The organism is Pararhizobium sp. DWP1-1-3 (assembly GCF_049896125.1).
Classification (GTDB): Bacteria; Pseudomonadota; Alphaproteobacteria; order Rhizobiales; family Rhizobiaceae; genus Pararhizobium.
Genome location: NZ_JAFCTR010000003.1, coordinates 309,760 through 333,992, shown reverse-complemented (window position 1 = coordinate 333,992; position 24,233 = coordinate 309,760). Strand labels below are relative to the sequence as shown.

The 24,233-nt window shown below is 58.4% G+C and carries 19 protein-coding genes; 5 read left to right on the top strand and 14 right to left on the bottom strand.

All coding sequences use genetic code 11. From position 1 onward, the window contains the following. Positions 1-117: 117 nt before the first annotated feature. The 12 genes from nirD to ACP7BS_RS09535 form a co-directional block, all read right to left on the bottom strand. Positions 118-453, bottom strand: a complete 336-nt coding sequence (nirD, locus tag ACP7BS_RS09590) for a nitrite reductase small subunit NirD (RefSeq protein ID WP_426230759.1) — start codon at positions 451-453, stop codon at positions 118-120. Positions 454-458: 5 nt separating this feature from the next. Continuing rightward, a complete protein-coding gene (gene nirB / locus ACP7BS_RS09585) occupies positions 459-2,909 on the bottom strand; it encodes a nitrite reductase large subunit NirB (RefSeq protein WP_426230472.1) in 2,451 nt (816 codons plus the stop codon). Positions 2,910-2,914: 5 nt separating this feature from the next. Further along, on the bottom strand, positions 2,915-3,712 hold the full coding sequence (locus ACP7BS_RS09580; RefSeq protein ID WP_426237812.1) for an ABC transporter ATP-binding protein: 798 nt from the start codon (positions 3,710-3,712) through the stop codon (positions 2,915-2,917). Between the two features lie 11 nt (positions 3,713-3,723). Further along, positions 3,724-4,617, bottom strand: a complete 894-nt coding sequence (ntrB, locus tag ACP7BS_RS09575; RefSeq protein WP_426230470.1) for a nitrate ABC transporter permease — start codon at positions 4,615-4,617, stop codon at positions 3,724-3,726. Positions 4,618-4,680: 63 nt separating this feature from the next. Then, entirely contained in the window at positions 4,681-5,979 is a 1,299-nt protein-coding gene (locus ACP7BS_RS09570; RefSeq protein ID WP_426237810.1) for a CmpA/NrtA family ABC transporter substrate-binding protein, read from the bottom strand. Positions 5,980-6,344: 365 nt separating this feature from the next. Continuing rightward, positions 6,345-7,646, bottom strand: coding sequence for a CmpA/NrtA family ABC transporter substrate-binding protein (locus ACP7BS_RS09565; protein WP_426237808.1), 1,302 nt, complete (start codon positions 7,644-7,646; stop codon positions 6,345-6,347). A 46-nt stretch (positions 7,647-7,692) separates the two neighbouring features. Next, positions 7,693-8,283, bottom strand: coding sequence for an ANTAR domain-containing response regulator (locus tag ACP7BS_RS09560; RefSeq protein WP_426230467.1), 591 nt, complete (start codon positions 8,281-8,283; stop codon positions 7,693-7,695). A 198-nt stretch (positions 8,284-8,481) separates the two neighbouring features. Continuing rightward, positions 8,482-10,053: a response regulator gene (locus ACP7BS_RS09555; protein ID WP_426237806.1), complete on the bottom strand. Its 1,572-nt coding sequence runs from the start codon at positions 10,051-10,053 to the stop codon at positions 8,482-8,484. Between the two features lie 7 nt (positions 10,054-10,060). After that, on the bottom strand, positions 10,061-10,627 hold the full coding sequence (locus ACP7BS_RS09550) for a chemotaxis protein CheB (protein ID WP_426237804.1): 567 nt from the start codon (positions 10,625-10,627) through the stop codon (positions 10,061-10,063). Further along, the gene (locus tag ACP7BS_RS09545) at positions 10,624-11,463 is read right to left on the bottom strand and encodes a CheR family methyltransferase (protein ID WP_426237803.1); all 840 of its coding nucleotides are present in this window, start codon (positions 11,461-11,463) and stop codon (positions 10,624-10,626) included. Before ACP7BS_RS09545 ends, ACP7BS_RS09550 begins: the two co-directional genes overlap by 4 nt. Further along, positions 11,460-14,891, bottom strand: a complete 3,432-nt coding sequence (locus ACP7BS_RS09540; protein ID WP_426237801.1) for a response regulator — start codon at positions 14,889-14,891, stop codon at positions 11,460-11,462. The genes ACP7BS_RS09545 and ACP7BS_RS09540 overlap by 4 nt, the downstream gene beginning before the upstream one ends. Positions 14,892-14,903: 12 nt before the next feature. After that, on the bottom strand, positions 14,904-15,116 hold the full coding sequence (locus tag ACP7BS_RS09535; RefSeq protein WP_426237799.1) for a hypothetical protein: 213 nt from the start codon (positions 15,114-15,116) through the stop codon (positions 14,904-14,906). Positions 15,117-15,314: 198 nt separating this feature from the next. Here ACP7BS_RS09535 and ACP7BS_RS09530 point away from each other — a divergent pair, with 198 nt between their 5' ends. Together ACP7BS_RS09530 and ACP7BS_RS09525 are read left to right on the top strand one after the other, a co-directional pair. Further along, positions 15,315-16,757: an ATPase domain-containing protein gene (locus ACP7BS_RS09530; RefSeq protein WP_426237797.1), complete on the top strand. Its 1,443-nt coding sequence runs from the start codon at positions 15,315-15,317 to the stop codon at positions 16,755-16,757. Beyond that, positions 16,754-17,794, top strand: a complete 1,041-nt coding sequence (locus ACP7BS_RS09525) for a sensor histidine kinase (protein ID WP_426237796.1) — start codon at positions 16,754-16,756, stop codon at positions 17,792-17,794. Before ACP7BS_RS09530 ends, ACP7BS_RS09525 begins: the two co-directional genes overlap by 4 nt. A 309-nt stretch (positions 17,795-18,103) precedes the next feature. On the opposite strand, the gene ACP7BS_RS09520 is transcribed toward ACP7BS_RS09525, so the two are convergent. After that, the gene (locus ACP7BS_RS09520; RefSeq protein WP_426237794.1) at positions 18,104-18,856 is read right to left on the bottom strand and encodes an alpha/beta hydrolase; all 753 of its coding nucleotides are present in this window, start codon (positions 18,854-18,856) and stop codon (positions 18,104-18,106) included. Positions 18,857-18,905: 49 nt separating this feature from the next. Continuing rightward, a complete protein-coding gene (locus tag ACP7BS_RS09515; protein WP_426237792.1) occupies positions 18,906-20,684 on the bottom strand; it encodes a cytochrome c biogenesis protein DipZ in 1,779 nt (592 codons plus the stop codon). A gap of 320 nt (positions 20,685-21,004) precedes the next feature. Here ACP7BS_RS09515 and ACP7BS_RS09510 point away from each other — a divergent pair, with 320 nt between their 5' ends. From ACP7BS_RS09510 to ACP7BS_RS09500, 3 genes are all read left to right on the top strand, one after another. Beyond that, positions 21,005-22,048, top strand: coding sequence for an alpha/beta fold hydrolase (locus tag ACP7BS_RS09510; RefSeq protein WP_426230457.1), 1,044 nt, complete (start codon positions 21,005-21,007; stop codon positions 22,046-22,048). A 98-nt stretch (positions 22,049-22,146) separates the two neighbouring features. Next, positions 22,147-22,887 (top strand): response regulator, encoded by a 741-nt coding sequence (locus ACP7BS_RS09505; protein WP_426230456.1) that lies wholly within the window; start codon positions 22,147-22,149, stop codon positions 22,885-22,887. Beyond that, on the top strand, positions 22,884-24,203 hold the full coding sequence (locus tag ACP7BS_RS09500) for a sensor histidine kinase (protein WP_426237790.1): 1,320 nt from the start codon (positions 22,884-22,886) through the stop codon (positions 24,201-24,203). Before ACP7BS_RS09505 ends, ACP7BS_RS09500 begins: the two co-directional genes overlap by 4 nt. The last annotated feature ends 30 nt before the right edge of the window (positions 24,204-24,233 follow it).

Sequence of the window (24,233 nt, the reverse complement as noted above, 5' to 3'; positions counted from 1 at the left end):
CGCTTCTTGCGTCCCTCGCTTACTAGACCAAGAGGGAATAGAATGATCTCCCCCCTTGTGGGGCAGATGTCAGCGAAACTGATGGAGGAGGGGGCTGCCGCAAACTCTGACATAGGCCTATTCCGCCGCCATCATCAGGCTTTCGAGCGCGATGGAGAGAGCACCATTGTCGTTGCGCACCCGGATCGTTCGTACCTCGCCCTGATCGGCGCCTAGCGCCTTGCCGGTTTCGAGCGAGATGACCCAGTTGTGCAGCGGGCAGGTGACAGCCGTTCCGTGAACGATACCCTGGCTGAGCGGCCCGCCCTTGTGCGGGCAATGGTCCTCGATGGCAAACACTTCATTGTCGGCCGTACGGAATACGGCGATCTTGCCTTGCGGGGTCTTGACGCAGCGCGCGCCACGCAGCGGGATTTCGGTGATATCGCCGATACCAACCCAGTTCATGTCCATCTCCATCATTCCGCCGCCTCCGGATAGCCGACCGTCGCCATCGGCCGGAATTCATGCTTGTCCTTACCGGAGACGCGCTCCGACCAGGGATCGACCTGGGCGAACTTCTGGGAAAATACGAAGCGCTCGTAATAGGCCTGGCGCTTGTCGGCATCGCCCATGATCTGGCGGCGGATTTCGTCCAGCCCGATGCGTTTAGCCCATTTATAGATGCGCTCGAGATAGCGGCCTTGCTCGCGGTACATCTGCGTCAGCGCCACGATATAGCGCAGCGCCTCGTCCTCGGTTTTGACGAGGCCAAGTACTTCCGTGCCCTTGATGTCGAGACCGGCGGCACCGGCGAAATGGATCTCGAAGCCTGAATCGACGCAGATGACGCCGATATCCTTGCAGGTCGCCTCGGCGCAGTTGCGCGGACAGCCAGAGACGGCCAGCTTCAGCTTCGCCGGTGTCCAGGAGCCCCACATGAACTTCTCGATGCGGATGCCGAGCCCGGTCGAATCCTGCGTGCCAAAGCGGCACCAGTCGGAGCCGACGCAGGTTTTTACCGTGCGCAGGCCCTTGGCATAGGCCTGGCCGGAGACGAAGCCGGCCTTGCCGAGATCAGCCCAGACGGCGGGCAGATCTTCCTTCTCGATGCCGAGCAGATCGATACGCTGGCCGCCGGTGACTTTCACCATCGGGATCTCGAACCTGTCGACGACATCGGCGATCGCCCGCAGTTCGCCCGCATTGGTCACGCCGCCCCACATGCGCGGCACGACGGAATAGGTGCCGTCTTTCTGGATATTGGCATGGACGCGCTCGTTGATGAAACGCGACTGATAGTCGTCGGCATACTCATTCGGCCAGTCGCAGACGAGGTAATAGTTGAGCGCCGGTCGGCATTTGGCGCAGCCGCAGGAGGTCTTCCACTCCAGTTCCTGCATGACCGCCGGAATGGTTTTCAGCCCCTTGGCCATGATCAGGCGGCGCACGTCGTCATGGCCGAGATCGGTGCAGCCGCACATGGGTTGCACGGCCTTCGGATTGTAGGCGTCGCCCAGCGTGATGCTCATCAGCTGTTCGACGAGGCCGGTGCAGGAACCGCAGGAGGCGGACGCCTTGGTGTGGGCGCGCACCTCGTCCAGCGAGGTCAGGTCCTTGCCGGCGATTGTCGATGTGATCTTGCCCTTGCAGACGCCGTTGCAGCCGCAGATTTCCGCATCATCCGGCAAGGCTGCAACGGCCGCCGTAGGGTCCAGCGGGGACCCTCCCTGGTAGGCCTGGCCAAAAATGAGCGTTTCGCGCATTTCGGAGATATCAGTGGCTTTTTTCTTCAGGTCGTTGAACCAGGCGCCGTCGGCGGTTTCACCGTAGAGCACCGTGCCGATGATACGGTTGTCCCTCAGTACAAGCCTCTTGTAGACGCCGGCGGCGGCGTCGCGCAGCACAATCTCCTCACGGTCTTCGCCTTCGGAAAAGTCGCCAAGCGAGAAAAGGTTGATGCCGGTGACCTTGAGTTTCGTCGGCGTGTCCGAATGGACGAAGGCGGGCGTGCGGTCGCCGGCCAGATGCGATGCGGCAATACGCGCCATTTCGTAGAGGGGCGCGACGAGACCGTAGACCATGCCGCCGACTTCGGCGCACTCGCCAAGCGCCAGGATATCGCCATCCGAGGTCTGCATGCCGGAATCGACGACGATGCCGCGGTTGACCGCAAGGCCTGCTTCCTTGGCAATTGCCGCATTCGGGCGGATACCAACGGCCATGACAACGAGGCTTGCCGGCATGATCGTACCATCGTCCAGCTCGATGCCTTCGACCTTGCTGTTGCCGACGATCTGCTTGGTGTTGGCCTTGGTGACGACCTTGATGCCGCGTTCCTCGAAGGCGCGCTGCAACAGGTAACCGGCCGCCGGATCGAGCTGGCGGTCCATCAGCGTCGGCATGACATGCAGCACGGTGACGTCCATGCCGCGCGAATTGAGGCCTGCCGCCGCTTCGAGGCCGAGAAGGCCGCCGCCGATGACGATGGCCTTTTCGCGCGACTGGGCGGCCAGTAGCATGGCTTGCACGTCGTCGATGTCACGATAAGTGATGACACCCGGCAGATCCTTGCCGGGTACCGGAATGATGAAGGGCATGGAGCCGGTGGCGATCACCAGCTTGTCGTAGCTCTCGGTCACGCCGTGATCAGAGGTAACGGTCTTGGCGGCACGGTCGATCGCGATGATCTTGTGACCCTTGTAGAGGGTGATACCGTTTTCGATGTACCAGCCGTCACCATGGATGACGATTTGCTCGTAGGTCTTCTCGCCGGATAGGACAGGCGAGAGCATGATGCGGTCGTAGTTGACGCGGGGCTCGGCGTTGAAGATCGTGACGTCGTATTGGCCGGGTGCCTGTTCGAACAGGTGCTCCAACATCCGGCCGGGCGCCATGCCATTGCCGATGATGACGAGTTTCTGGGTCATGCCGGTCACTCCGCGGCTTCGACGAAGCGGTGGCGCTCGTAGAGGAATTTTAGCACCGCCTCGCGGCATTTGAGATAGGTCCGGTCGGAGGCAAGCTCGATACGGTTGCGCGGCCGGGCGATCGGCACATCGAGCACCTCGCCGATGCAGGCAGCAGGACCGTTGGTCATCATGACGATGCGGTCGGACAAGAGTACGGCCTCGTCGACGTCGTGGGTGATCATCAGCATGGTGTTGCCGAGACGGAGGTGGATCTCCATCACCGCATCCTGCAGATGTGCCCGCGTCAGGGCATCGAGCGCGCCGAAGGGCTCATCGAGCAGCAGGATCTTCGGCTCCATGGCAAGGGCGCGAGCGATGCCGACGCGCTGCTTCATGCCACCAGAGATCTCGGATGGCCGCTTGTCCTTAGCGTGCGCCATCTGGACCAGGTCCAGATTGGCAATCACCCAGTCATGGCGCTCGGTCTTGCTCTTGGTCCTGCCGAAAACCTTGGAGACGGCGAGATTGACGTTTTCATAGACAGTCAGCCAGGGCAGCAGGCTGTGGTTCTGGAACACGACAGCGCGTTCCGGACCGGGCGCATTGACCTCGCGGTTTTCCAGCAGCACGGCGCCGGACGAGACCGGCGTCAGGCCGGCGATAAGATTGAGCAGTGTCGATTTTCCGCAGCCGGAATGGCCGATGATCGACACGAACTCGCCTTTGGCGACGGTCAGGTTGATCCCCTTAAGCACTTCGGCGCGTTGGCCGCCCCGGTCGAAATGCTTTTCGATATGATCGAGTTTCAAATAGGCGTTCATGATCGGGTCCCTCAAGATGCGGATGCGCCGCGGGTTACGATGGTGCCGACGGCTGAGACCAGCTTGTCGAGGATGAAGCCGACGACGCCGATATAGGCCAGCGCGACGATGATGTCGGGCAGGCGCGACGAGTTCCACGCATCCCAGATGAAGAAGCCGATGCCGACGCCACCGGTGAGCATTTCTGCCGCGACGATGGCAAGCCATGACAGGCCGATGCCGATGCGAAGGCCGGTGAAGATGTAGGGGGCCGCCGACGGCAGCATGATCTTGAAGAAGAATTCGAACTGATTGAGGCAAAGCACCTTGGCGACGTTGCGATAATCCTGCGGGATGTTGCGGACGCCGACGGCGGTGTTGATGATCACCGGCCAGATAGATGTGATGAAGATGACGAAGATGGCCGAGGGGTTCGAGTCCTGGAAGGCCGCCAGAGATAGCGGCAGCCAGGCGAGCGGCGGAACGGTGCGCAGGATCTGGAAGATCGGGTCGAGACCGCGCATCGCCCAGATCGACTGGCCGATCAGGGCGCCGATCAGGATGCCGGCGACGGCTGCAAGCCCGAAGCCATAAGCGACGCGCTGCAGCGAGATCAGCACTCGCCATCCAAGCCCGATATCCTGCGACCCGTATTTGAAGAACGGATAGGCAATCAGGTCGTAGCTTTCCTGCCAGACCTGCGTTGGCGGCGGCAGTGTAGCGCCCGCTCCCGAACAGAGAACTTGCCAGATCACCAGAATGAAGGTGAGCACGGTCAGCGGCGGCAGGACGTTGCGGGCAGCGGCAAGCGCGACCTGTTTCGGCTTGAATTTTGAGGCCCGCCGGCCGGGCAGGGCGACGACGCTTGCACTTTTCTTTTGCGATACGGCAGGTGCGATTTTTTCCGTGCGGGCCAGTGCTGGCATGGAATGTCTCCTGAAGGTAAAGAGGAATCCGGCGCAAACGGTCATGTGCCGGGATTGTTTTGATCAGGACGTCGCCTTGATCGACAGGCTATCGAGATAGGCAGCCGGAGTTTCCGGATCGAAGACCTTGCCGTCGAAAAAGGTTTCCTTGCCGCGGGAGGTCGTGGCCGGGATGTCGGCGGTGGCCACGCCCAGATCGGCGGCGGCGGCACGCCAGATGTCTTCGCGGTTCACCTGATTGACCAGCGCCTTGATGTCGGTATCGGGCGCCAGTTTGCCCCAACGGATGTTCTCGGCCATGAACCAGGTGTCGTGGCTCTTGAACGGGTAGGATGCACCGTTCGCCCAGAACTTCATGTAGAGGTCGGTGCCGTGCACCACCCGACCATTGCCGTAGTTGATGTCGCCCTTCAGCCGGCCGATGATGTCTTTCACCGGAACGTTGAACCATTGGCGCTTGCCGACGATCGCCGCCATCTCGTCCTTGTTGCCCATGCTTTCGCACCATTGCTGGGCTTCCATGACGGCCATCATCAACGCCTTGGCGGCGTTCGGGTTCTTCTCCACCCAGTCGGCGCGCATTCCGAGGGCCTTTTCCGGATGCCCCTTCCACAGCTCGCCCGTCGAAGCTGCTGTAAAGCCGATGCCCTGATTGACGAGCTGCTCGTTCCAGGGTTCGCCGACACAGAAGGCATCCATGTTGCCGACCTTCATGTTGGCGACCATCTGGGGTGGGGGTACGACAATGGTGGAGACATCTTTGTCTGGGTCGATGCCGCCGGCGGCCAGCCAATAGCGGATCCACAGATCGTGCGTGCCGCCTGGGAAGGTCATCGCGACCTTCACTTCGCCGCCATCGGCTTTCTTTTTTTCAAAGGCGGCCTTTAGCTTGGTTGCGTCGAGTTGGACGCCGGTGTCGGCATATTCCTTGGCGACGGAAATCGCCTGGCTGTCACAGTTCAGGCGTGCGAGGATCGCCATGGGAACCGGAACATTGTTCTGAGTCACCTTGCCGGTGTGCATCAAGTAGGGCATCGGCGAGAGAATATGGGCGCCATCGATGCCGTTGGCTGCGCCGCCGAGCACGAGGTTGTCGCGGGTCGCACCCCAGGATGCCTGCTTGGCAACTTCGACATCCGGCAGTCCGTGCTTTTCGAAAAAGCCCTTTTCCTTGGCGATGATCAGCGCCGCCGAATCTGTTAGCGCGATGTAGCCGAGTTTTACACCGGTCACTTCCGGGCCGGCCGTGGCGGCAAAGGCGCCGGAAGGAAAAGCCGTCTTGACGGCGGCGAAGAGTGCTGCGGTCGTGGTCGTCTTGAGAAGGTTGCGACGGGTGATGCCGTTGCTCAAAGTCATCGTCATGAACAGGTTCCCTTAAACAGTGGCCGGTTGGAATTTTGGTCAATAAAAAACGCCGCTCGGAGATTTGCGTCTTCGGGAATTAAGAATCCCGGACTGCAAAACCCTTGCGACGTCGATGTCTTTGCGAGCGCCTGTCTTGGGCTCGGCTTACTGCGATCGCCATTGACCGCAGCGAATTATACTAAGCAAAGCCTGTGCCAGTTTCTATGGAAAGTGTTAGCCTTTTGAAATTGAACGTTTATTCATCGATCGCGGGGTCGCGCGTAAATTTTGATCATGTCCTGCATGTGCAAAAAATTTCAGCGTCTGCTTTGGCGCTCTCCCATCCCGGTGGGAAATTTTGTGCAATGCAAAATTCGCCGCCGTCAGTTTTCCTCGGCGCGCGACCCGCTGCGCATAACGCTTTTGACGGCAAATCCGGCGATATAGTCTGCGATCCGGGCCGGATCGAAAACGTGCCCGTCCATGAACCGGTCGCCATCGACGGCGCCTTCGACGCGAATATCGTCATCCAGCAGAGGTGCTGCGTCCGCTCCAAGCGCCAGGCGATAGATATCGGGCCGATAGGCGGCCGCCGCCGCCGCCATGCCGGTAGACGAAAGATTGGCCTGGCCCCAGCGGATCATCTGGCTGTAGATCCACAGCGCCTGGCTCGGACGCGGATAGTTGGCAAAGCCGTCATGAAACTTGAAATAGCCATCGATGATGCGTCGATTGCCTTGATCGTCGAGATTGAATTCGCCGGCCAGCACGCGACGAATGATATCGACGGGAGCCGCGAGGTAACGGGTATCCGCCAACGCCTCCGATAATGCATCATGATTTTCCGGGCGGTCGCACCAGCGGGCGGCTGCATCCAGCGCGACGATCAGTCGGGAGACGGTTTCCGGATGCGTTTCGGCCCATTCCGGCCGCATGCCGATCACCTTTTCCGGAGCGGATGGCCAGATATCCTGCTTGGCGGCGACGATGCGGCCGACGCCGCGTTCTGAGGCGACCATGTTCCACGGCGCGCCGACGCAGAAGCCGTCGATGGCGCCAGCAGCGAGCGCGTCGGCCGTCATCGGCGGCGGCACGACGACCAGCTTGACGTCGCGGTCCGGATCGATGCCGCCGGCTGCCAGCCAGAAGCGGAATTCGTAGTTGTGCGAGGAAAAGGGATATGTGACGCCAAGTGTCGGCAACGGCTCGCCGCGTGCTTTCATCCCGAGGATGACCTTTGCCAGTGCCTGTGCGTTTTCCAGCGCGCTCTCCGTTTCGGTCAAGGACGCCTCTTGCCGCATGCGGGCGTAGAGACGCGTCGACAGTGTGATGGCATTGCCGCCGCCGCCGAGAGAAAACGGCGTTATCGTCGGCGACGGATTGGAGCCCAGGCCCAGCATCGAGGCAACCGGCATGGGCGACAGCATGTGGGCAATGTCAAATTGGCGGAAAGCAAGCCGGTCGCGCACATTGGCCCAGGAGACATCCTTGACCAGATCGAGGACGATACCTTCCTTCCGCGCGAAGCCGAATTCGGCGGCTGCAATCAGCACGGACGCATCGACGAGCGGAATGAAGCCGGCACGCAGTGTTCGCGAGCCTTCGCCAGCCAATCCTGCGGGCGCGGCAAGTCGGCTGTCGCCGCCGCGCGGAGCATTGGCCGTACGCGTGGTTTTCGTGACCATATTCACTCCAATGCCTCCCACCGAAAAATGTCCGACTGGTGCCTGCTCATGACGTCAGCAACCCGGCCGCAGTGACGACACTCTGCGCGATGTCCGACATCTTCTTCTTTTCGTTCATGGCCGTCTGGCGCAGCAAGGCAAAGGCCTGCTCTTCTGAAATGCCGCGCATCTTCATTAGGATGCCCTTTGCGCGTTCGACAATTTTGCGCTCCTCCAGCGCCGACTTGGCGTCGGCCAGTTCCCGTTGTAGCCTCGAAAAGGCGTTAAACCGGCTGACGGCCATGTGGAGGATCGGTTTGACGCGCTCTTTCTTCAAGCCGTCGACGATATAGGCGGACACGCCGGCGTCGACCGCTGCCTCGATCGATGCTGTGTCCGATCGGTCAACGAACATGGCGATCGGCCGGCCGACCGTCCGGGTCAGCTGGAACAGGTGCTCCATCATGTCGCGATTGGGATTTTCGAGATCGATGAAGATCACATCCGGTTGCAGCGTCTCGATGATGCGGGCAATACCGTGCACTTCGTGAACGACAGTGACCTTCGCATGCCCGGCCTCTCGCAATCCTTCCTCAATGATCGAGGCGCGAATTGTGTTCTCGTCGATCACAAGAATGGTGAGATCCAGATAGGTCATCGCTCATTCATGCCGCAGTGCTGCAGATTGCGCAATATTGATTGGTCTAAAAAAGTGGCACAATGCAGATTGATTAATAAATAGGCTCGGCTGACGGCTGAAGAAATGCTTGCGCGTTCGCTTACATCGTCAAAGCGGAGTTTGGGTATACGGCCCGTGAGGCATCCGAGTCCCTGCCAGCGTATCCGCCGCCAAATTCTATGGTACGCTCTCGCCTTGCGCCGACTCCGTCGCAGCGTTGGAGAGGAGTTTTTCAAGATCCTCGAATGCCACGGGCTTCGTCAGATGATGGTTAAACCCCGCTTCGCCAGCTAATGCTTTGTCCCGGCTTTGACCCCAACCCGTCTGGGCGATGATCGACGTCGTCTTGAACAGCTCATCCTTGCGAAACGCGCGGCAAACCTCATAGCCGTCCATGCCGGGTAAGCCGATATCAAGTAGGATGACATCGGGTCTATATCGCTGTGCGGCTTGAAGGGCCATTGGCCCATCGTGTGCAATCTCGAAATCATGTCCCATTTCTTCAAGCATCAGGCCGAGCATGAAGGCGAGCTCTCTGTTATCATCGACGACCAGGACCTTGCGAGCACCTGATGATGAAGGGTTTAACGGAGCCTGTGAAGAAGTGGCTTCCGTTCCCGGGTTTACCGACAGTGGCAAGCGGATGCTGAAGACGCTGCCGCTGCTATTATCGCGGCCTCTTGCTTCAACGGTTCCGCCATGCAGGCTAACAAGTTGTTTGACCAGAGAAAGACCGATTCCCAGGCCACCCTGGGCTCGATCCAGGTGATCCTCGACCTGAGTAAACAGTTGGAACACTTCCGATCGCATTTCGGCAGGTATTCCGATGCCGTTATCAGAAACTTCAATGACGACCTCCCCTCCAGTAGCTTGAACCGATACGCCAATCCGGCCGCCGGTTGGTGTGTATTTAGTGGCATTATTGAGAAGGTTAGCGACCACTTGTGAAAGACGCGTATGATCGGCGTCAAGCCACAACCGCTGTGGGGGGATATGGACGGTAAGCGAATGCTGCGCCGCATCGATCAGGGGACGGCTGGCCTCGATGGCCGATCGCACGACATCCTCAACCGCGATCAGACCCTTGCGAAGTTCGATTTTTCCTTGACTGACACGCGAGACGTCCAACAAGTCGTCAATCAACCGCACGAGATGCAACATCTGGCGATCCATCATATCGCGAATATCGCCAGCGCCTTGCCCATTGGGATCTCTGCGCAGGAGATCCAATCCGTGGCGCAAAGGCGCGAGCGGATTTCGCAATTCGTGCGCTAGGGTTGCCAGGAACTCATCCTTGCGGCGGTCGGCCTGCTTCAACGCCTCCGCTTGAGCTTCCAACTCATCGCGTTGAGCTGAGATTTGCTGGCGCTGCCGGTAAAGCTCGAAAAACACATCGGCCTTACTCCGCAAAATGTCAGGCTCAATCGGCTTCTGGATAAAATCAACAGCACCGGCCTCATAGCCGCGAAACCGCCGTTGGCCATCGGTACTGCCAGCTGTAACGAAGATGATCGGAACACGTCGCGTTCGTTCGTTTCCGCGCATCAGTTCAGCGAGCTCGAAACCATTCAGCCCCGGCATTTGAACGTCGACAAGGGCCAGAGCTACATCGTTTTGAAGAAGCAACTCAAGCGCCTGATCTCCGGAACGTGCCTTTAGTAGAACAAGACCCTCGCGCCGTAACAGCGCTTCAAGCGACAGGAGATTTTCCTCAAGATCGTCGACTAGGAGAAAGGATACGGACTTCATCTTCGGGTTAAACCTCATGCAAAAATGATAGGATGGCATCAAGCGACATAATGTGGGCGGTGGGGCACATCTTTATCGCCGCCTCCGGCATCGCGGACGCAAACGCGCCCTTCGGCGTTTGAACAATTGCCGTTCCGCCTGCGTTAACGACGGCACGCAGGCCGGAAGCGCCGTCCTGGTTGGCACCCGTCAAAACAATGGCAATCAGGCCAGCCCCATAGGCATCTGCCGCACTTTCAAACATGACGTCGATAGAAGGGCGCGAAAAGAGAACGGCCTCGTCACTGGACAAAGAAAGGCTTCTGTTAGCTTCGACGAGCAAATGATAATTTGGCGGTGCGAAGTACGCAGTGCCACCACAGATCGGTTCCTTGTCGTCGGCCTCTAGAACAAGAATTTTGCATTTTGCCTGGAGGAGTTCTGCCAGGACGCTGCGTTTATCGGGCGGAATATGCACAACCACGATGATTGGAAGATCGAAGCTCGCGGGCAGGCCGGGGAGGATCACGGACAAAGCCTCCAGCGCGCCTGCTGAGGCCCCAATTACAACGGCCTGGGCTCGCCCTTCGGTCATTCGCCCGCCCTCTGATAGATTTTTTCCTCACGGACGAAATCCTTGAAGGATCCTGAATGATCAGAAAATCGCAGGCTTTCCTTGGCACCCAAGCCCAGAAAACCCTTCCTTGCGAGCGAATGCTTGAACAGACCGATTGCACGATCTTGGAGTGGCCGGTCGAAATAGATCAATACGTTACGGCAGGACACAAGGTGCATTTCGCCAAAAACTGCGTCGGTCACCAGACTGTGGTCGGAGAACACCACATTCTGACGCAATGTCTTGTCAAACGACGCCCTCCCGTAAGCGGCACTGTAGTAGTCGGACAATGATGACTTTCCACCGGATTTCCGATGGTTTTCCGTAAATAGTTGGATGCGGTCGAGTGAATAGACCCCCGCTTCGGCAGTGTGGAGCGCTTCCTGACTGATGTCTGTGGCATAAAAGATGGTACGGCTCTCAAGACCTTCCTCGCGGAACAGAATAACCATTGAGTAAACCTCCTCGCCACCACTGCATCCAGCAATCCAAATTTTTAACGAAGGATAAGTGCGCAGATGTGGGACCACCTGTTCCCGAATGGCTTGGAAATAGCTTGGATCCCGGAACATCTCGCTGACCTGTATTGTCAGGTATCCCAACAGCCGGGGGAGCATTTGCTCGTCATGCAACATTCTTTCCTGTAGCGCAGAAATGGTCGCGAATCCCAATTGTTCGCGGGCCTGCCTGAGGCGCCGCTTGATCGAAGCCATCGCATAATTGCGGAAGTCATAGTGATAGCGGACATACAGCGCTTCCAGCAAAAGCCGGATTTCAATGTCCTCTATCTTTTCAGGAGTTGAGATCTCCTTCACCGGGGCATCCAGACACGAACAAGCGACAGGAGTTTTTCGACGTCCAGCGGTTTGGCCATGTAGTCGTTAGCGCCAGCATCGATACATCTCTTCTGGTCGTCAGGCATGGCTTTGGCTGTCAGGGCAATAACAGGTAGCTTTTTCCAATCGGTGTTCTTTCGAATCTCGCGTGTGGCGGTTAGTCCGTCCATGACCGGCATCATAACATCCATGAGGACGAGATCGATCGCGGAGCCTTGCTGCCTTGCGTTTGCGAGCGCGTCCAGTGCCTCTTGACCGTTCCTTGCGATCTCGATAATCGCGCCGCGAGGTTCAAGGATATTGGTAAGCGCGTAGACGTTTCTGACATCGTCCTCGACCACAAGAATGCGGCGCCCTTCGAGGAGGGAGTCTCTGTTTCTCGCCTTGCGGATCATCTTCTGCTGTTCGTCTGGTAGTTCGGCGACAACCTGATGGAGGAACAGGGTAACCTCGTCAAGAAGACGCTCCGGAGATTTCGCGCCCTTGATAATGATCGACTTGGAATAGCGCCGCAGCTTTTGTTCATCATCGGCCGAGAGTACGCGGCCCGTATAGACGATGACCGGCGGGAAAGCGTAAGCACTCTCTTTGCTCAACGTCTCCAGTAGCGAATAGCCCGACGCGTCCGGCAAGGAAAGATCCAGCACCATGCAGTCGAAAGTCTGCTCCTTGAGAAGCGTCAGGCATTCCGCAGCCGTGCCGGCGACAACTGTCTGGACGTCGTGGGAGCTCAAGAGCTTTGCCACAGCATCGCGTTGGATTTCGTTGTCCTCGACGACCAGAACCCGGTGAACGCGCTGCGACAGCTTCGCTTCGAGCTTTTGCAAAACCTCGGTCAGTTGCTCGCGCTTCACAGGCTTGAGCATATAGCCAACCGCGCCGAGAGAAAATGCTGTTTCGGCGTGATCGTCGGCGGAGACGATGTGTATGGGAATGTGGCGCGTGCGGACGTCACGTTTCAGCCTGTCGAGCACAGAAAGGCCGGACTGGTCCGGAAGCCCAACATCCAGAACGATCGCGCTCGGCATGAACTGCGTTGCGAGGTCAAGGGCCTCATGTGCTGTTCCCGCGACCAATGTTCTGAAACCCATTTCGCGGGACAGGTCGCGAAGGATTGCTGCAAACGTTTCATCGTCTTCGACAACAAGCAGGATGCGTTTTTCGTCAGAAGGCGCGGCACGGTCATCCTCAACCAAACTGCGCCGCTCGACCGATACAACGTGGTGTTCTGCCTGAGGCGGAACAGCCGGCAAAGCCAAAACGCTGCTTCCGCCATTGCGCGGCGCGACGGTGGCGGGGTTGTATGATTGCGGGATTGTGATCGTGAAGGTGCTACCTTGGCCCTGACGGCTGCTGAGGTGGATCGCGCCGCCAAGCAAGCGAACCAGTTCTCGCGAAATCGAGAGGCCAAGGCCAGTGCCGCCGTATTTGCGGCTGATCGTGCCGTCCGCCTGGTGGAATGCCTCAAAAATACTGCGCTGTTGTTCCTCGTGTATCCCTATGCCCGTGTCTGAAACAGCAAATGCGATTTGCCCGTCAGCAGCTCTCCGGATGGATAGCCCGACCGTCCCGGCCTCAGTAAACTTGAAGGCGTTCGACAGCAAGTTCTTCAAAACCTGTTCGAGCCGCTGCAGATCGGTCTCGATGATGGCAGGGCATTCCGCCGCTACGTCGATGTCAAACTTAAGTCGCTTGTTTTCAGCGACCGGAATGAAAAGCTGCCTGAGGTTATTGCACAACCGCTCAACAGAAATGGCTTCCGGCCGGATATCGACATGGCCCGCCTCAATCTTCGAAAGATCAAGAATGTCGTTGATCAAATTCAACAGGTCATTGCCCGACGACTGAATGGTTTGAGCATATTTGACCTGCTCCGCCGTCAAGTTGTCGTCGGGATTGTCCGCCAAAAGTTTGGCAAGGATGAGGGACGAGTTAAGCGGCGTCCTTAACTCATGGGACATATTGGCGAGGAAGTCCGACTTGTACTGGCTCGCCTGTTCGAGTTCTCTAGCCTTGAGTTGAACAGAAGCGTTCGCGCGCTCCAGGTTATCGCGTTGCCCTTCCAGCTGCTGGGTTTGCTCCTCAAGCTGCGAGTTTGTCTGCTCCAGTTCTACCTGTTGCTGCTCGAGACGCGCTTGAGACTCCTTCAATGCCCGGCTTTGTTCCTCCAGCTCTTCGTTCGAGACACGCAGCTCTTCGCTCTGGACCTGTAGCTCTTCGGATTGCCGCTGTGTTTCCTCGACCAGGTTCTGAAGCTCCACGCGATAGTTTGCGGAGCGTATCGCTGTCCCGATCGACGAAGAAACTTGGCCCAGGAGGGCGAGAACGCTTTCATCGACAGAACGCAAGAAGCCGAGTTCGATGACCGTATTGACGTTACCGTCCACACTGGCAGGAGAGATGATCAGGTGGCGCGGCCTGTCCTGTCCAAGTGCCGATCCAAACGTGATGTAACCATCGGGAACCTCGCTGACGACAACTTGCCGCGCCTCGACAGCAGATTGTCCAAGTAGGCCCTCTCGCAACTTGAATTGTGCCGGGACGGTCGAAATCTGCGAAACCCCATATGTCGACGCCCGGCGGTACACGCCTTGATCTTCAACGAAAACTGCACCGGCGATCGCCCCGGTGTATCGCGCCAAAAACTCAAGTATGCTGTCGCCAAGCTGGTCGGTTCGTTTATCGCCTATGATCGCCGAACCTAACCCGACATGCCCGGACTGGAGCCATTCCTCGCGCCGACGAGCGAGTGTTGTCCTTCGGATCAGAACTCCGATCGCGGCCGTCAGGAGAATGCCAAGGAGGCCAGAGAGAAAGCTGCTTGCGAATGCAGTGCTGTAGGCGCTGTTCATTTCTGCAAGACGTTGCGCGCGCAAATCGGCCTCTTCCTTGCCCATAGCGGCAAGTTGTGCGCGAATCGCATCCATTTCGCCCTTGCCGCGGTCTGAATTGACCACCGCGACCGCAGCCTCAATGCTCTGGGTCCGGCGAAGATTGATCGTCTCCTCGAGTTCGGCGAGCTTGGCCTGCACATGGGTTTGAAGCGTTCCCAGCCTCCGTTGTTGTGCGGTGTTGTCCCGCGTCAGTTCAATAATTTCATTGAGTTTTTGCGGGATCGCAACCAATGCAGAATTGTAGGGTTCGAGGTATCGCTCGTTGTTTGTCAGCAAAAATCCCCGTTGTCCCGTCTCGGCATCCTGAGTTTTCGATAGCAACTCATCCAACGCGACAATGACATCGTGGGAATGGACGACCTTCGCGTTGTTTTCCCGCAGGCTCTGGAGATTGAGGTAAGCAACTGCCCCGCTGATCAGGAAGAAGGCGATAGCACCCATCAGGCTGAACGCGACAATCGGATCCAGACCCAACTCTCGATTGGAAGCGTCGGGTGTTTTAGTCTGCTTCATGAATGGTCTCGGTCAGTATTGGAGGAACATGTTGATATTGGGCAGGTCGTCATACGAAAGCGCAACCCCGTCGATCGCAAACGCACGATTATTTTCATTACTACTATTGCCATCAGCAACTTGCCCCGCGCCATGTAGCGCGTGGAGAAATATGTTCAAGCGGGGGAGGGGCGCTGCAGAAAAACGCACGGCGGCAACGTTGTCCGGCGTGAGAACTGTCGCCATGTGATGCTGAACATCTTCAGAAACAGAACTATAACTGCCCGTCCTCTCTCCATCATGCCCCACCGAGCGCCAACGTCCGCAAGCGCCACGCGTAGTCATTGATGTTTTTAAAAACCCAAATATAACAGCGGGGCATTTATCATCGATGATGCGCGAATTCTTTCGGGAATACGCAAACGACTTTTTGGAAGATGAGACATGCCAAAACGGAAAATCCCCGCTGTCGCCAGCACCGGCATTACAGGACTGAATGAGATCCTGCGAGGCGGCCTGCCGGCATCCAATCTCTACATGTTGCAGGGGGCGCCGGGCTCAGGAAAAACGACCGCCGCGCTGCAGTTTCTTCGCGCAGGCGTGGAGGCAGGCGAAAGCTGCATTTATGTGACGCTGTCGCAGACGAAAGCCGAGCTTGAAGCAATCGCTGTTTCGCATGGCTGGACGCTGGACGGTATTCGTGTCGAAGAGCTGGCGACATCCGGCACGGTCAGCGAGGCCGACGACCAGAGCATATTCCTCACGGCAGACCTTCGGCTCGACGAGACGCGTAAGGCGATCGAGGCCGCAATCGAAGAACACAAGCCGCGTCGCCTAGTCTACGACTCGCTTCTGGAGATCCGTTTGATCACCGGTGATTCTCCGCGGTTTCGCCGCGAGTTGATCGGCTTCAAGTCCTTTCTGGCAAAACGCAGCGTTGTTGCACTTTTGCTAGACACGCAAACACCTGCCTATGACCGTAGCGGCGAGGAGGTTGAAGGTTTGGCCCACGGCGTCATCCGCTTCGACAAAGCGTTGGAAGAGTATGGCGGCGTCCGCCGTCGTGTCGAGGTGTCCAAAATGCGTGGCATTCCCGTCGCCGACGGTTACCACGACATGGCCATCCGCGAAGGAGAAGGCGTCGTCGTTTTCCCCCGAATCATGCCCAACATGGTATCGGAAACGATCAAGCCAGAATTGATCAAGTCCGGCGTCGCGGCACTGGACGACATGTTCGGTGGTGGCCAGGAGGCCGGAACCACGACGCTGGTGATCGGACAGTCGGGCACCGGAAAGTCTACAATGTCGTCGCTCTACGCGACCGCCGCACTCGAACGCGGCGAGAGTGTCGCGTTGTTTCTGTTTGAAGAGCGGCTGGAGACATTCTTCCGCCGCTCCGAGGGTTTGGGCATGCAACTCAGGCAATTCCACAAGGACGGAAAGCTCATTTTGCGTGACTTCAATCCGAATGAAATCTCGCCGGGTGAGTTTGGCCAGATCGTTCAGGACGCCGTCACGCAGAACAAGGTCCGCGTCGTTGTCATCGATAGTCTGACCGGATATCTGAACTCCTTGCCGCACCGCGAAAAAGCGGTGCGCGATATACAGTCGTTGCTCAAATTCCTCGCTCGTTCGGGCGTGCTGACAATGCTGATCGTTGCACAGCACGGTCTGATCGGCCAGAATGTCGGTATCGATGTCGATGTCAGCTTTCTTGGAGACACCGTTCTTCTGTTGCGGATCATGGAACACGAAGGCCGCTTGCGTCGGAACATTACCGTGGTCAAAAAACGCCATGGTCCGCACGACCTTAACATCCAAGAGCTCCTGATCGAAAGCGGAAAGGTCAGTGTCGTTTCTTATAACCCACTTCCCGATCCCAAATGAATGAGGCGCCAAGCGGAAACGCGCTGGATTGGGTGCTCGTCCTTGCTCCGTTTCGCAAGGATGCAGACTATATCGCGGCGTTCCTGCGTGAGCAAAAGGTGGCAGTCAACCATGTCAGGGCAGACGAGGATTTGGTTCCGCATCTGGCTTCCTCGCCAGGCCTCATCGTCATTACTCACGAGGCTCTGAGCCCGGGGGTCGTAGCGGCAATCGCTAAACATCTGGCAGCGCAGCCCGACTGGTCTGAAGTGCCGGTTCTGGTTTTGTTGGAGCGAGCGGCCCCTGTTGTTCGCATCCGTAGCCAGCTCGAACGCAAGTGGCCGGGCGCACGGCTCGTATTTCATATGCGCCCGATTGCGCAATTAGAGCTGGTCAACAGCATTCAATCGAACCTGCTTGTGCGGTTGCGACAGAAACAGGTTCGTGATGCCATCGATCGCGAGGTCGAACTGCGTCTGGAGCTCAATCATCGTATCAAGAATATTCTCGCCAGCGTGACGTCGATTTTTCAAATGACGCGCCGCGGTGCTTCCACCATTGACGATCTTTCAAAGGATTTTACCGGCCGGTTGCAAGCACTCGCCAGCGTCCACACGGCGGTCTTTGAAGCCGGCGGTGAAGAGGTTTCTCTGTCGTCTGTCACAGATCTGATTGTGTCACCATACAACAGCAACGGACTAATCCGTATTCATGTAAGCGGACCAGACGTCGCCGTCAGCCGAAACGCCGCGACGACGATTGCTCTTTGTATCCATGAACTGATCACCAATGCCATCAAGTACGGTGCGCTTCTTGAAAAAGATGGCAGCGTCAATATTGCCTGGACGATCTCAGGACATTCCCCGCCAATGTTCTCGCTGCATTGGACTGAAACTAACGGCCCCAAGGTTATCGAGCCGACCCGCCAAGGGTATGGCACAAGGTATGTTCGCTCGGCACTAGGCTCCTTGTTTGGTTCACCCCCTCAGATCGCTTTCGATCCGAGCGGGTTTCAATGCGGTGTTGCCGGACCCTTAGATAGGCTCCGCCAGAGCTGACCTCACTGAGCAGGCCTCATAGACAATAGCGCTGCCCGTCAGCTGTTAAATGCCGGATAGTCGAATGGAGATTTGACGTCTTTGAAAAGCCGGCAGGGTTCAGCGGCCCGGTTTTGCCCGTTCGCCCTGCGCTGCCGAGCAAGGCGCTCTGGACGTGTACTCGTCGCCGCAGCCACCCGGACTAGGCGGCGTCGCGTAGGTGGCGTCGAGGGCCGCATGGTCATCGATCATTCGGCGGGACTTGAAGCGGATGGACACCGCGGAGTGTGAGGCGGCCTGTTGTTCGGGCCGCCCCTTTGCGGATCAGCACTACAGTGCCTTCGCCGCCGTTTCGATGACGTCGGCAACCTTCTCGGGCTGCGACGCGAACACGGCGTGGCTTGCCTTGATCTCGGTCACCACGCTGCCGGCCCGCTTCGCCATCTCGCGTTCCAGTTCGGGATTGATGGATCGGTCCTCGGAAGCGACAATTGACCAGCTCCGCTTTTTCTTCCAAGCGGGATCCCCGACCTTGGCGGAAAAGGCTTCCTTCGAAGCGAAGACCTGCGACCTTGCCAGAAACGACGCGTCGTCTTTCGGTAGGTCCGCAGAGAAGTCGTTGGCGAACGCGGCGGGGTCGAGATAGAGATATTTCCCGTCCTTCGTTTCGCAGATATTCATGCCGCCAGCTGGCCTGGAGCTAGCAAGGCTGAGCAGGCTTTCCCCCTTGTCCGGCTGGAAAGCTGCGACGTAGACGAGGCCCGCGACAACAGGGCTGTGGCCAGCTTCGGTGATCACCATTCCGCCATAGCTGTGACCGACGAGAAGCGTCGGGCCGTCCTGCAGGTCGAGCACGCGATTGGTGGCTGCGAGATCGTCGGCAAGCGACGTGATCGGCTCTTGTACGATCGTGACGTTGAAGCCGCGTTGGACGAGGATATCCGATGCCTTGCGCCAGCCCGAACCATCGGCAAGTGCGCCATGGACGATGACGATATTTTTGACTTCGGCGGCCTGTGCTGCGAAGGCAATCACGCTCGTGGCAAAGGCGAGAGCGAGGGTCGAGATGTAGTGACGGTTCATGGGTTTGACTCCTGTCGTTTGTGGGTGGTTGGGCAAGGGAGATGAGGTTTCAGCCGAAGGTGAAGGCGTAGGCTTCGACGCCGGGATCGAGGAAACGGATTTCGAACGTCCGTTCCTCCACGTCGCCGGACTGGCGGACGAGCTGGTAGAGTTTTGTTGAGGTCACCGTGCCGTAGCCGTCGGCATCGGTATCGGCGCCATGACTGGTTCCGGGAGCCCTACCGTCGATGGTCACCTGGAAGCGGATAGGTTTGCCGGCGGCGCTGGGTCCAAGGACCAGATGCAGGTCGCGGGCGCTGAAACGGTAGACAATGCTGCCATCCGCCTGGTCCAGCACGGCCTGTTCAGCGCCGACTGTCCATGTTCCGGAGAGGCCCCATTCGTTCAGGCCCGGTTCGTCGATGGAATACGCATTGGCGGCGTCAGTACGCAGGCCTTCCGGGGAGACGAAGCTCGCGGCGCGTTTGTAGCCGAGATAGGTTTCGCCAGAACGGACATTCTTGAGGTCGGGGCTTGCCTCGGCACCTTTGGCGTCCGGCGTCACTGGCGCAGTTGAGCCCATCTCGCTGCCGACTTCTTGCAAAAGGTCCTGGATTGCCTGCTCGGTCTGGCGATAGTTGCCTTCGCCGAAATGATGGTAGCGGATCTGGCCCTTGGCATCGATCAGGTAGTGTGCCGGCCAATAGCTGTTTTCGAAGGCGCGCCAGATCTTGTAGTCGTTGTCGATCGCAACCGGATAGCCGATCTTGAAATCGTTGACCGCCTTTTTGACATTTTCGACTTTCTTTTCGAATGCGAATTCCGGGGCATGCACGCCGATCACAACCAGGCCCTGATCCTTGTACTTCTCAGCCCAGGCGCGGACGTAGGGCACGGTGCGGATACAATTGATGCAGGAGTAGGTCCAGAAATCGACCAGCACGACCTTGCCGCGCAGCTGTTCCGTCGTCAGCAGCGGCGGCGAGTTCAGCCATTCGACGGCGCCATTCAAAGAAGGTGCAGGGCCTTCGATTGGCAAATTGCTGCGAAACGGCTGCGTTGTATCGACGACAGCAGACATCATGCCATTGCTGGCGAACTCGGACGATGGTTTGATTGCAGGCTTCTCGTGCAGTCGATCAAGCACGGCCTGTTCGAGAGATGATGTACTGGTATAGGAAAGTCGAGCCAAAAGGCCGGTATCAAGGCCTAGTGCAATGACGGCTACACCGGCCAGAACTGCGGCACCCAGCACCTGGCGAATACGCTCGCTGACGCCGAGCGACCGCCTCATGCCGGCAAAGATTTTACCCCCAACAAGAAGGGCAATGGCCAGCGATGTCGCGGCACCTACGGCATAGGCGACGAGCAGAAAAGTTGTCTGGAGACTGGCGCCATTTAGTGCCGCACCCGTCAGCACGATGCCGAGGATCGGCCCGGCGCAGGGAGCCCAGAGCAGCCCGGTCGCCACGCCGAGTATGAAGGAGCTTGTTGAAGTCGATATGGACCCGGGTTTGCCCGACGCATTCAGCAGCCTGTTGCCAAAGTCAACGACCGGCTGGGTGATTATGCTCGCAGCGCGTGGCGACAAGAGGCTGACCCCGAAGACGGCAAGCAGCAGGATAGCGGCGAGGCGGCCGTATTCATTGGCATGGATCACCCAGCTTCCGCCGACCGCTGCAAGCGTCGCGACCAGCGCGAAAGTCACACTCATGCCGATCAGCATGGGCAGCGTGCTTCGGATAAAGGGTTGTCCCGCCCGGGCAAAGACGAAGGGAAGAATGGGAAGGATGCACGGGCTAAATATGGTCAGCGCCCCTCCGAGATAGGCAATGATGAGAAGTGTCATCTACGTTTCCTTGAAACCGGTTAGTCGGGTTCTGGACGGCGATGGGCACGTCCAGCAACGAAGCCAGTCTGGTCGGCGCGACGTATCCCGGATGTGTCCGGCTTCAATGAGAAGTGTACCGCTGTGTAACAAACTGCCGGGTCGATGGAAGTGTGACACAAATCCCCGGAAGCCCGGGCCAGCGGGAGGGCTGATTGTATCAGACTGTATCGAGGGCGCCGGATGCTACATCCGCTTTCAATTCCGGGCTTAACGGAACATGTGGGGGATACATCCGGCCGGCTTTCTTGCAATCACGATCAATCGAGATGGAGAGAACGATGTCCCCTGAATTCAATCACCAGCGCCGCCGCTTCTTCGGTATCGCCGCGATGACTGTGGCTGCCGCCGAATTCGGCATGGCCTCGATAGCCAATGCCCAGTCGTCCGGCGCAACGTCGGGTTCCGCCAACGCGGTAGCGCACACTTCCTTCGCAGCGCTGAAGCAGATCAAGGCAGGCGTGCTGGATATCGGATACGCAGAAGCCGGCCCAGGGGATGGTCCCGTCGTCCTGCTGGTTCACGGCTGGCCATACGACATCTACAGCTATGTCGATGTCGCACCGATCCTGGCCGATGCAGGCTACCGCGTCATCATTCCCTACCTGCGCGGGTACGGTACGACGCGCTTCCTTGTCGACGAGACGCCGCGTAACGGCCAACAGGCGGCGCTGGCCGCTGATATGATCGCCTTCATGGATGCGCTCGGCATCGAAAAGGCGATCCTCGGCGGATATGACTGGGGCGCGCGCACCGTCAACATCATGGCAGCTCTCTGGCCCGAGCGCTGCAAGGCGATGGTTTCCGTCAGCGGCTATCTGATCGGCAGCCAGGACATCAACAAAAAGCCTTTAGCCCCGAAGGCAGAGCTCTCCTGGTGGTACCAGTTCTATTTCGCCACCGAGCGCGGCCGGCTCGGCTATGCCGCCAACACGCACGAGTTTGCAAAGCTGATCTGGCAGACGGCCTCGCCAACATGGAAGTTCGACGACGCGACGTTCGATCGTTCGGCTGCCGCATTCGATAATCCGGACCACGTGGACATCACCATTCATAATTATCGCTGGCGGCTTGGTCTCGCCGAAGGCGAAGCGAAATACGATGCCTACGAGAAACAGCTCGCGTTGGGGCCGATCATCACTGTTCCAACGATCACCATGGAAGCCGATGAAAATGCCGCGCCGCATCCGCAGCCATCGTCCTATGCGAAGAGGTTTTCCGGAAAATACGAGCATCGAAATGTAACGGGTGGTATCGGGCATAATTTGCCGCAGGAAGCGCCGCAGGCGTTCGCCCAAGCCATCCTTGATGTCGCGACATTCTGAACCGTCAGGCTGCCGAGAGAAACCCCTTTACTCGCGGCTTCCGACGCGCACAAATAACGGCTTCAAAATGGCCAGTAATATTGTTTGAAAGACAAAAGATGGAGCATATCGACCATATCCTTATCGTCGATGACGACCGGGAAATTCGCGAATTGGTATCGAGCTATCTGACGAAGAATGGTCTTCGGACGGCGGTTGCCGCCGACGGCCGCCAAATGCGCAGCTTTCTCGAAGGCAACACAGTCGATCTGATCGTGCTCGATGTGATGATGCCGGGCGATGACGGCCTCGTGTTGTGCCGGGAGCTTCGCGCTGGCAAGCATAAGGCGACACCGGTCATCATGCTGACAGCACGAGACGACGAGATGGACCGGATCATCGGGCTCGAAATGGGCGCGGACGACTATCTGCCTAAGCCCTTCGCGGCACGCGAGCTTCTCGCCCGCATCAAGGCGGTGCTGCGGCGCACCCGAATGCTGCCGCCAAACCTTCAGATCAGCGAGGCAGGGCAACTGCTGACGTTCGGCGATTGGCGGCTCGACACTGTGGGCCGGCATCTTCTTGACAGGGACGGGACGGAGATTGCGTTGAGTGGTGCTGAATACCGGCTGTTGCGGGTTTTCATCGATCATCCCCAACGTGTGCTGAACCGTGACCAGATCCTGAACCTCACACAAGGCCGCGATGCCGAACTGTTTGACCGCTCGATCGACCTCCTGGTGAGCCGTCTGCGCCAGCGGCTCGGCGACGACGCACGCGAGCCGACCTACATCAAGACGGTCAGGGCCGAAGGCTATGTGTTCTCCGTACCGGTCGAGATTTCGGTGCCCAGGACATGAATGAGGCCGGCAAGTTCAATTCGGGCTGGTGGCCAAGCACGCTGCGCTCGCGGCTGTTTGTCATCCTGTTTGCCGGACTGGCGGTTGCCTATGGCCTGTCCTTCAGCATTCTTTTTGCAGAGCGCTACATGTCGGCCAAGGCAGTCATGCTCGGGACATTTGAAAGCGATCTGGCAACGTCGATCGCAGTTCTTGACCGGCTTCCCGCCAACGAGCGGGCCGAATGGCTGGATCGCCTGAGCCGTGGCAGCTACCGCCTTGTTCTGGGGCCGGGACTTCCCGGTGTGCCGGATTTGTCGGGCCGTGGTTCCGAGATTGCAGACCGGATCGAGGAGGCGGCAGGCTACAAGTTCCCGCTCCGCGTCGAAGCCATTCCAGGTGACGGAAAGCGGCTGCAGGGGCATCTGACGCTTTCGGACGGTTCACCACTCACGATCGACGTGACGCCGCGCGGAGTGATGCCCTTGGCCGAATGGCTGCCTTATGTCTTTGCCGCACAGATGGTTCTGCTCATCTTCTGCACCTGGTTTGCCGTGCGTCAGGCAGTTCGTCCGCTTGGCGATCTCGCCGCCGCCGCCGATGCGCTCGATCCCAGCAAGAAAGGTTCCCCATTGAACGAAGGTGGACCGAGCGAGGTCGCCAATGCGGCGCGCGCCTTCAACGCCATGCGCGACCGTATCGCCCATTACCTGGAAGAACGGGTGCAAATCCTCGCGGCGATCTCGCATGACCTGCAGACGCCGATCACGCGCATGCGGCTGCGCGCCGATATGGCGGACGATAGCCCCGAAAAGGACAAGCTGATCAGCGATCTGCGCGAGATCGGGCGACTGGTGCAGGACGGTATCGCCTATGCGCGCAGTTCGCACGGCAATGGCGAAAACACATCTCGTATCGATCTTGCTTCCTTCATCGACAGCATTGCCTACGATTACCAGGACACCGGCAAGGCGGTCACGGTTGCAGGCATCGTCCACGGCACGGCCGTGACGAAACCGCATGCGTTGCGGCGTATCCTGACCAACTTCATCGACAACGCCCTCAAGTTTGCGGGTGCTGCCGAGATCAGCGTCGAACGGACGGGTGAGGGAAATATCATCATTACGGTGACAGACCGTGGGCCAGGTATTCCGGATGATAAACTGGAGGCGGCCATGCAGCCGTTCTACCGGCTTGAGACCTCACGCAATCGCAACACAGGGGGCACAGGGCTTGGCCTGGCCATCGCTCAGCAACTCGCCGTCTCGGTTGGCGGTGCAGTGCGAATCTACAACCGCCCGGGCGGGGGACTTGCCGCGGAGATATCGTTACCTTGAAGAAGGGTCTCGTTGGTATTTGTATGAAAA

Bases quoted from the DNA above. Each gene is read 5' to 3' on its own strand.
- ACP7BS_RS09520 (WP_426237794.1), bottom strand. From the start codon at position 18,856: ATGAACCGTCACTACATCTCGACCCTCGCTCTCGCCTTTGCCACGAGC.
- nirD (WP_426230759.1), bottom strand. From the start codon at position 453: ATGGACATGAACTGGGTTGGTATCGGCGATATCACCGAAATCCCGCTG.
- nirB (WP_426230472.1), bottom strand. From the start codon at position 2,909: ATGACCCAGAAACTCGTCATCATCGGCAATGGCATGGCGCCCGGCCGG.
- ACP7BS_RS09560 (WP_426230467.1), bottom strand. From the start codon at position 8,283: ATGACCTATCTGGATCTCACCATTCTTGTGATCGACGAGAACACAATT.
- ACP7BS_RS09580 (WP_426237812.1), bottom strand. From the start codon at position 3,712: ATGAACGCCTATTTGAAACTCGATCATATCGAAAAGCATTTCGACCGG.
- ACP7BS_RS09535 (WP_426237799.1), bottom strand. From the start codon at position 15,116: ATGGCGACAGTTCTCACGCCGGACAACGTTGCCGCCGTGCGTTTTTCT.
- ACP7BS_RS09570 (WP_426237810.1), bottom strand. From the start codon at position 5,979: ATGACGATGACTTTGAGCAACGGCATCACCCGTCGCAACCTTCTCAAG.
- ACP7BS_RS09540 (WP_426237801.1), bottom strand. From the start codon at position 14,891: ATGAAGCAGACTAAAACACCCGACGCTTCCAATCGAGAGTTGGGTCTG.
- ACP7BS_RS09530 (WP_426237797.1), top strand. From the start codon at position 15,315: ATGCCAAAACGGAAAATCCCCGCTGTCGCCAGCACCGGCATTACAGGA.
- ACP7BS_RS09515 (WP_426237792.1), bottom strand. From the start codon at position 20,684: ATGACACTTCTCATCATTGCCTATCTCGGAGGGGCGCTGACCATATTT.
- ACP7BS_RS09555 (WP_426237806.1), bottom strand. From the start codon at position 10,053: ATGAAGTCCGTATCCTTTCTCCTAGTCGACGATCTTGAGGAAAATCTC.
- ntrB (WP_426230470.1), bottom strand. From the start codon at position 4,617: ATGCCAGCACTGGCCCGCACGGAAAAAATCGCACCTGCCGTATCGCAA.
- ACP7BS_RS09500 (WP_426237790.1), top strand. From the start codon at position 22,884: ATGAATGAGGCCGGCAAGTTCAATTCGGGCTGGTGGCCAAGCACGCTG.
- ACP7BS_RS09525 (WP_426237796.1), top strand. From the start codon at position 16,754: ATGAATGAGGCGCCAAGCGGAAACGCGCTGGATTGGGTGCTCGTCCTT.
- ACP7BS_RS09510 (WP_426230457.1), top strand. From the start codon at position 21,005: ATGTCCCCTGAATTCAATCACCAGCGCCGCCGCTTCTTCGGTATCGCC.
- ACP7BS_RS09550 (WP_426237804.1), bottom strand. From the start codon at position 10,627: ATGACCGAAGGGCGAGCCCAGGCCGTTGTAATTGGGGCCTCAGCAGGC.
- ACP7BS_RS09565 (WP_426237808.1), bottom strand. From the start codon at position 7,646: ATGGTCACGAAAACCACGCGTACGGCCAATGCTCCGCGCGGCGGCGAC.
- ACP7BS_RS09505 (WP_426230456.1), top strand. From the start codon at position 22,147: ATGGAGCATATCGACCATATCCTTATCGTCGATGACGACCGGGAAATT.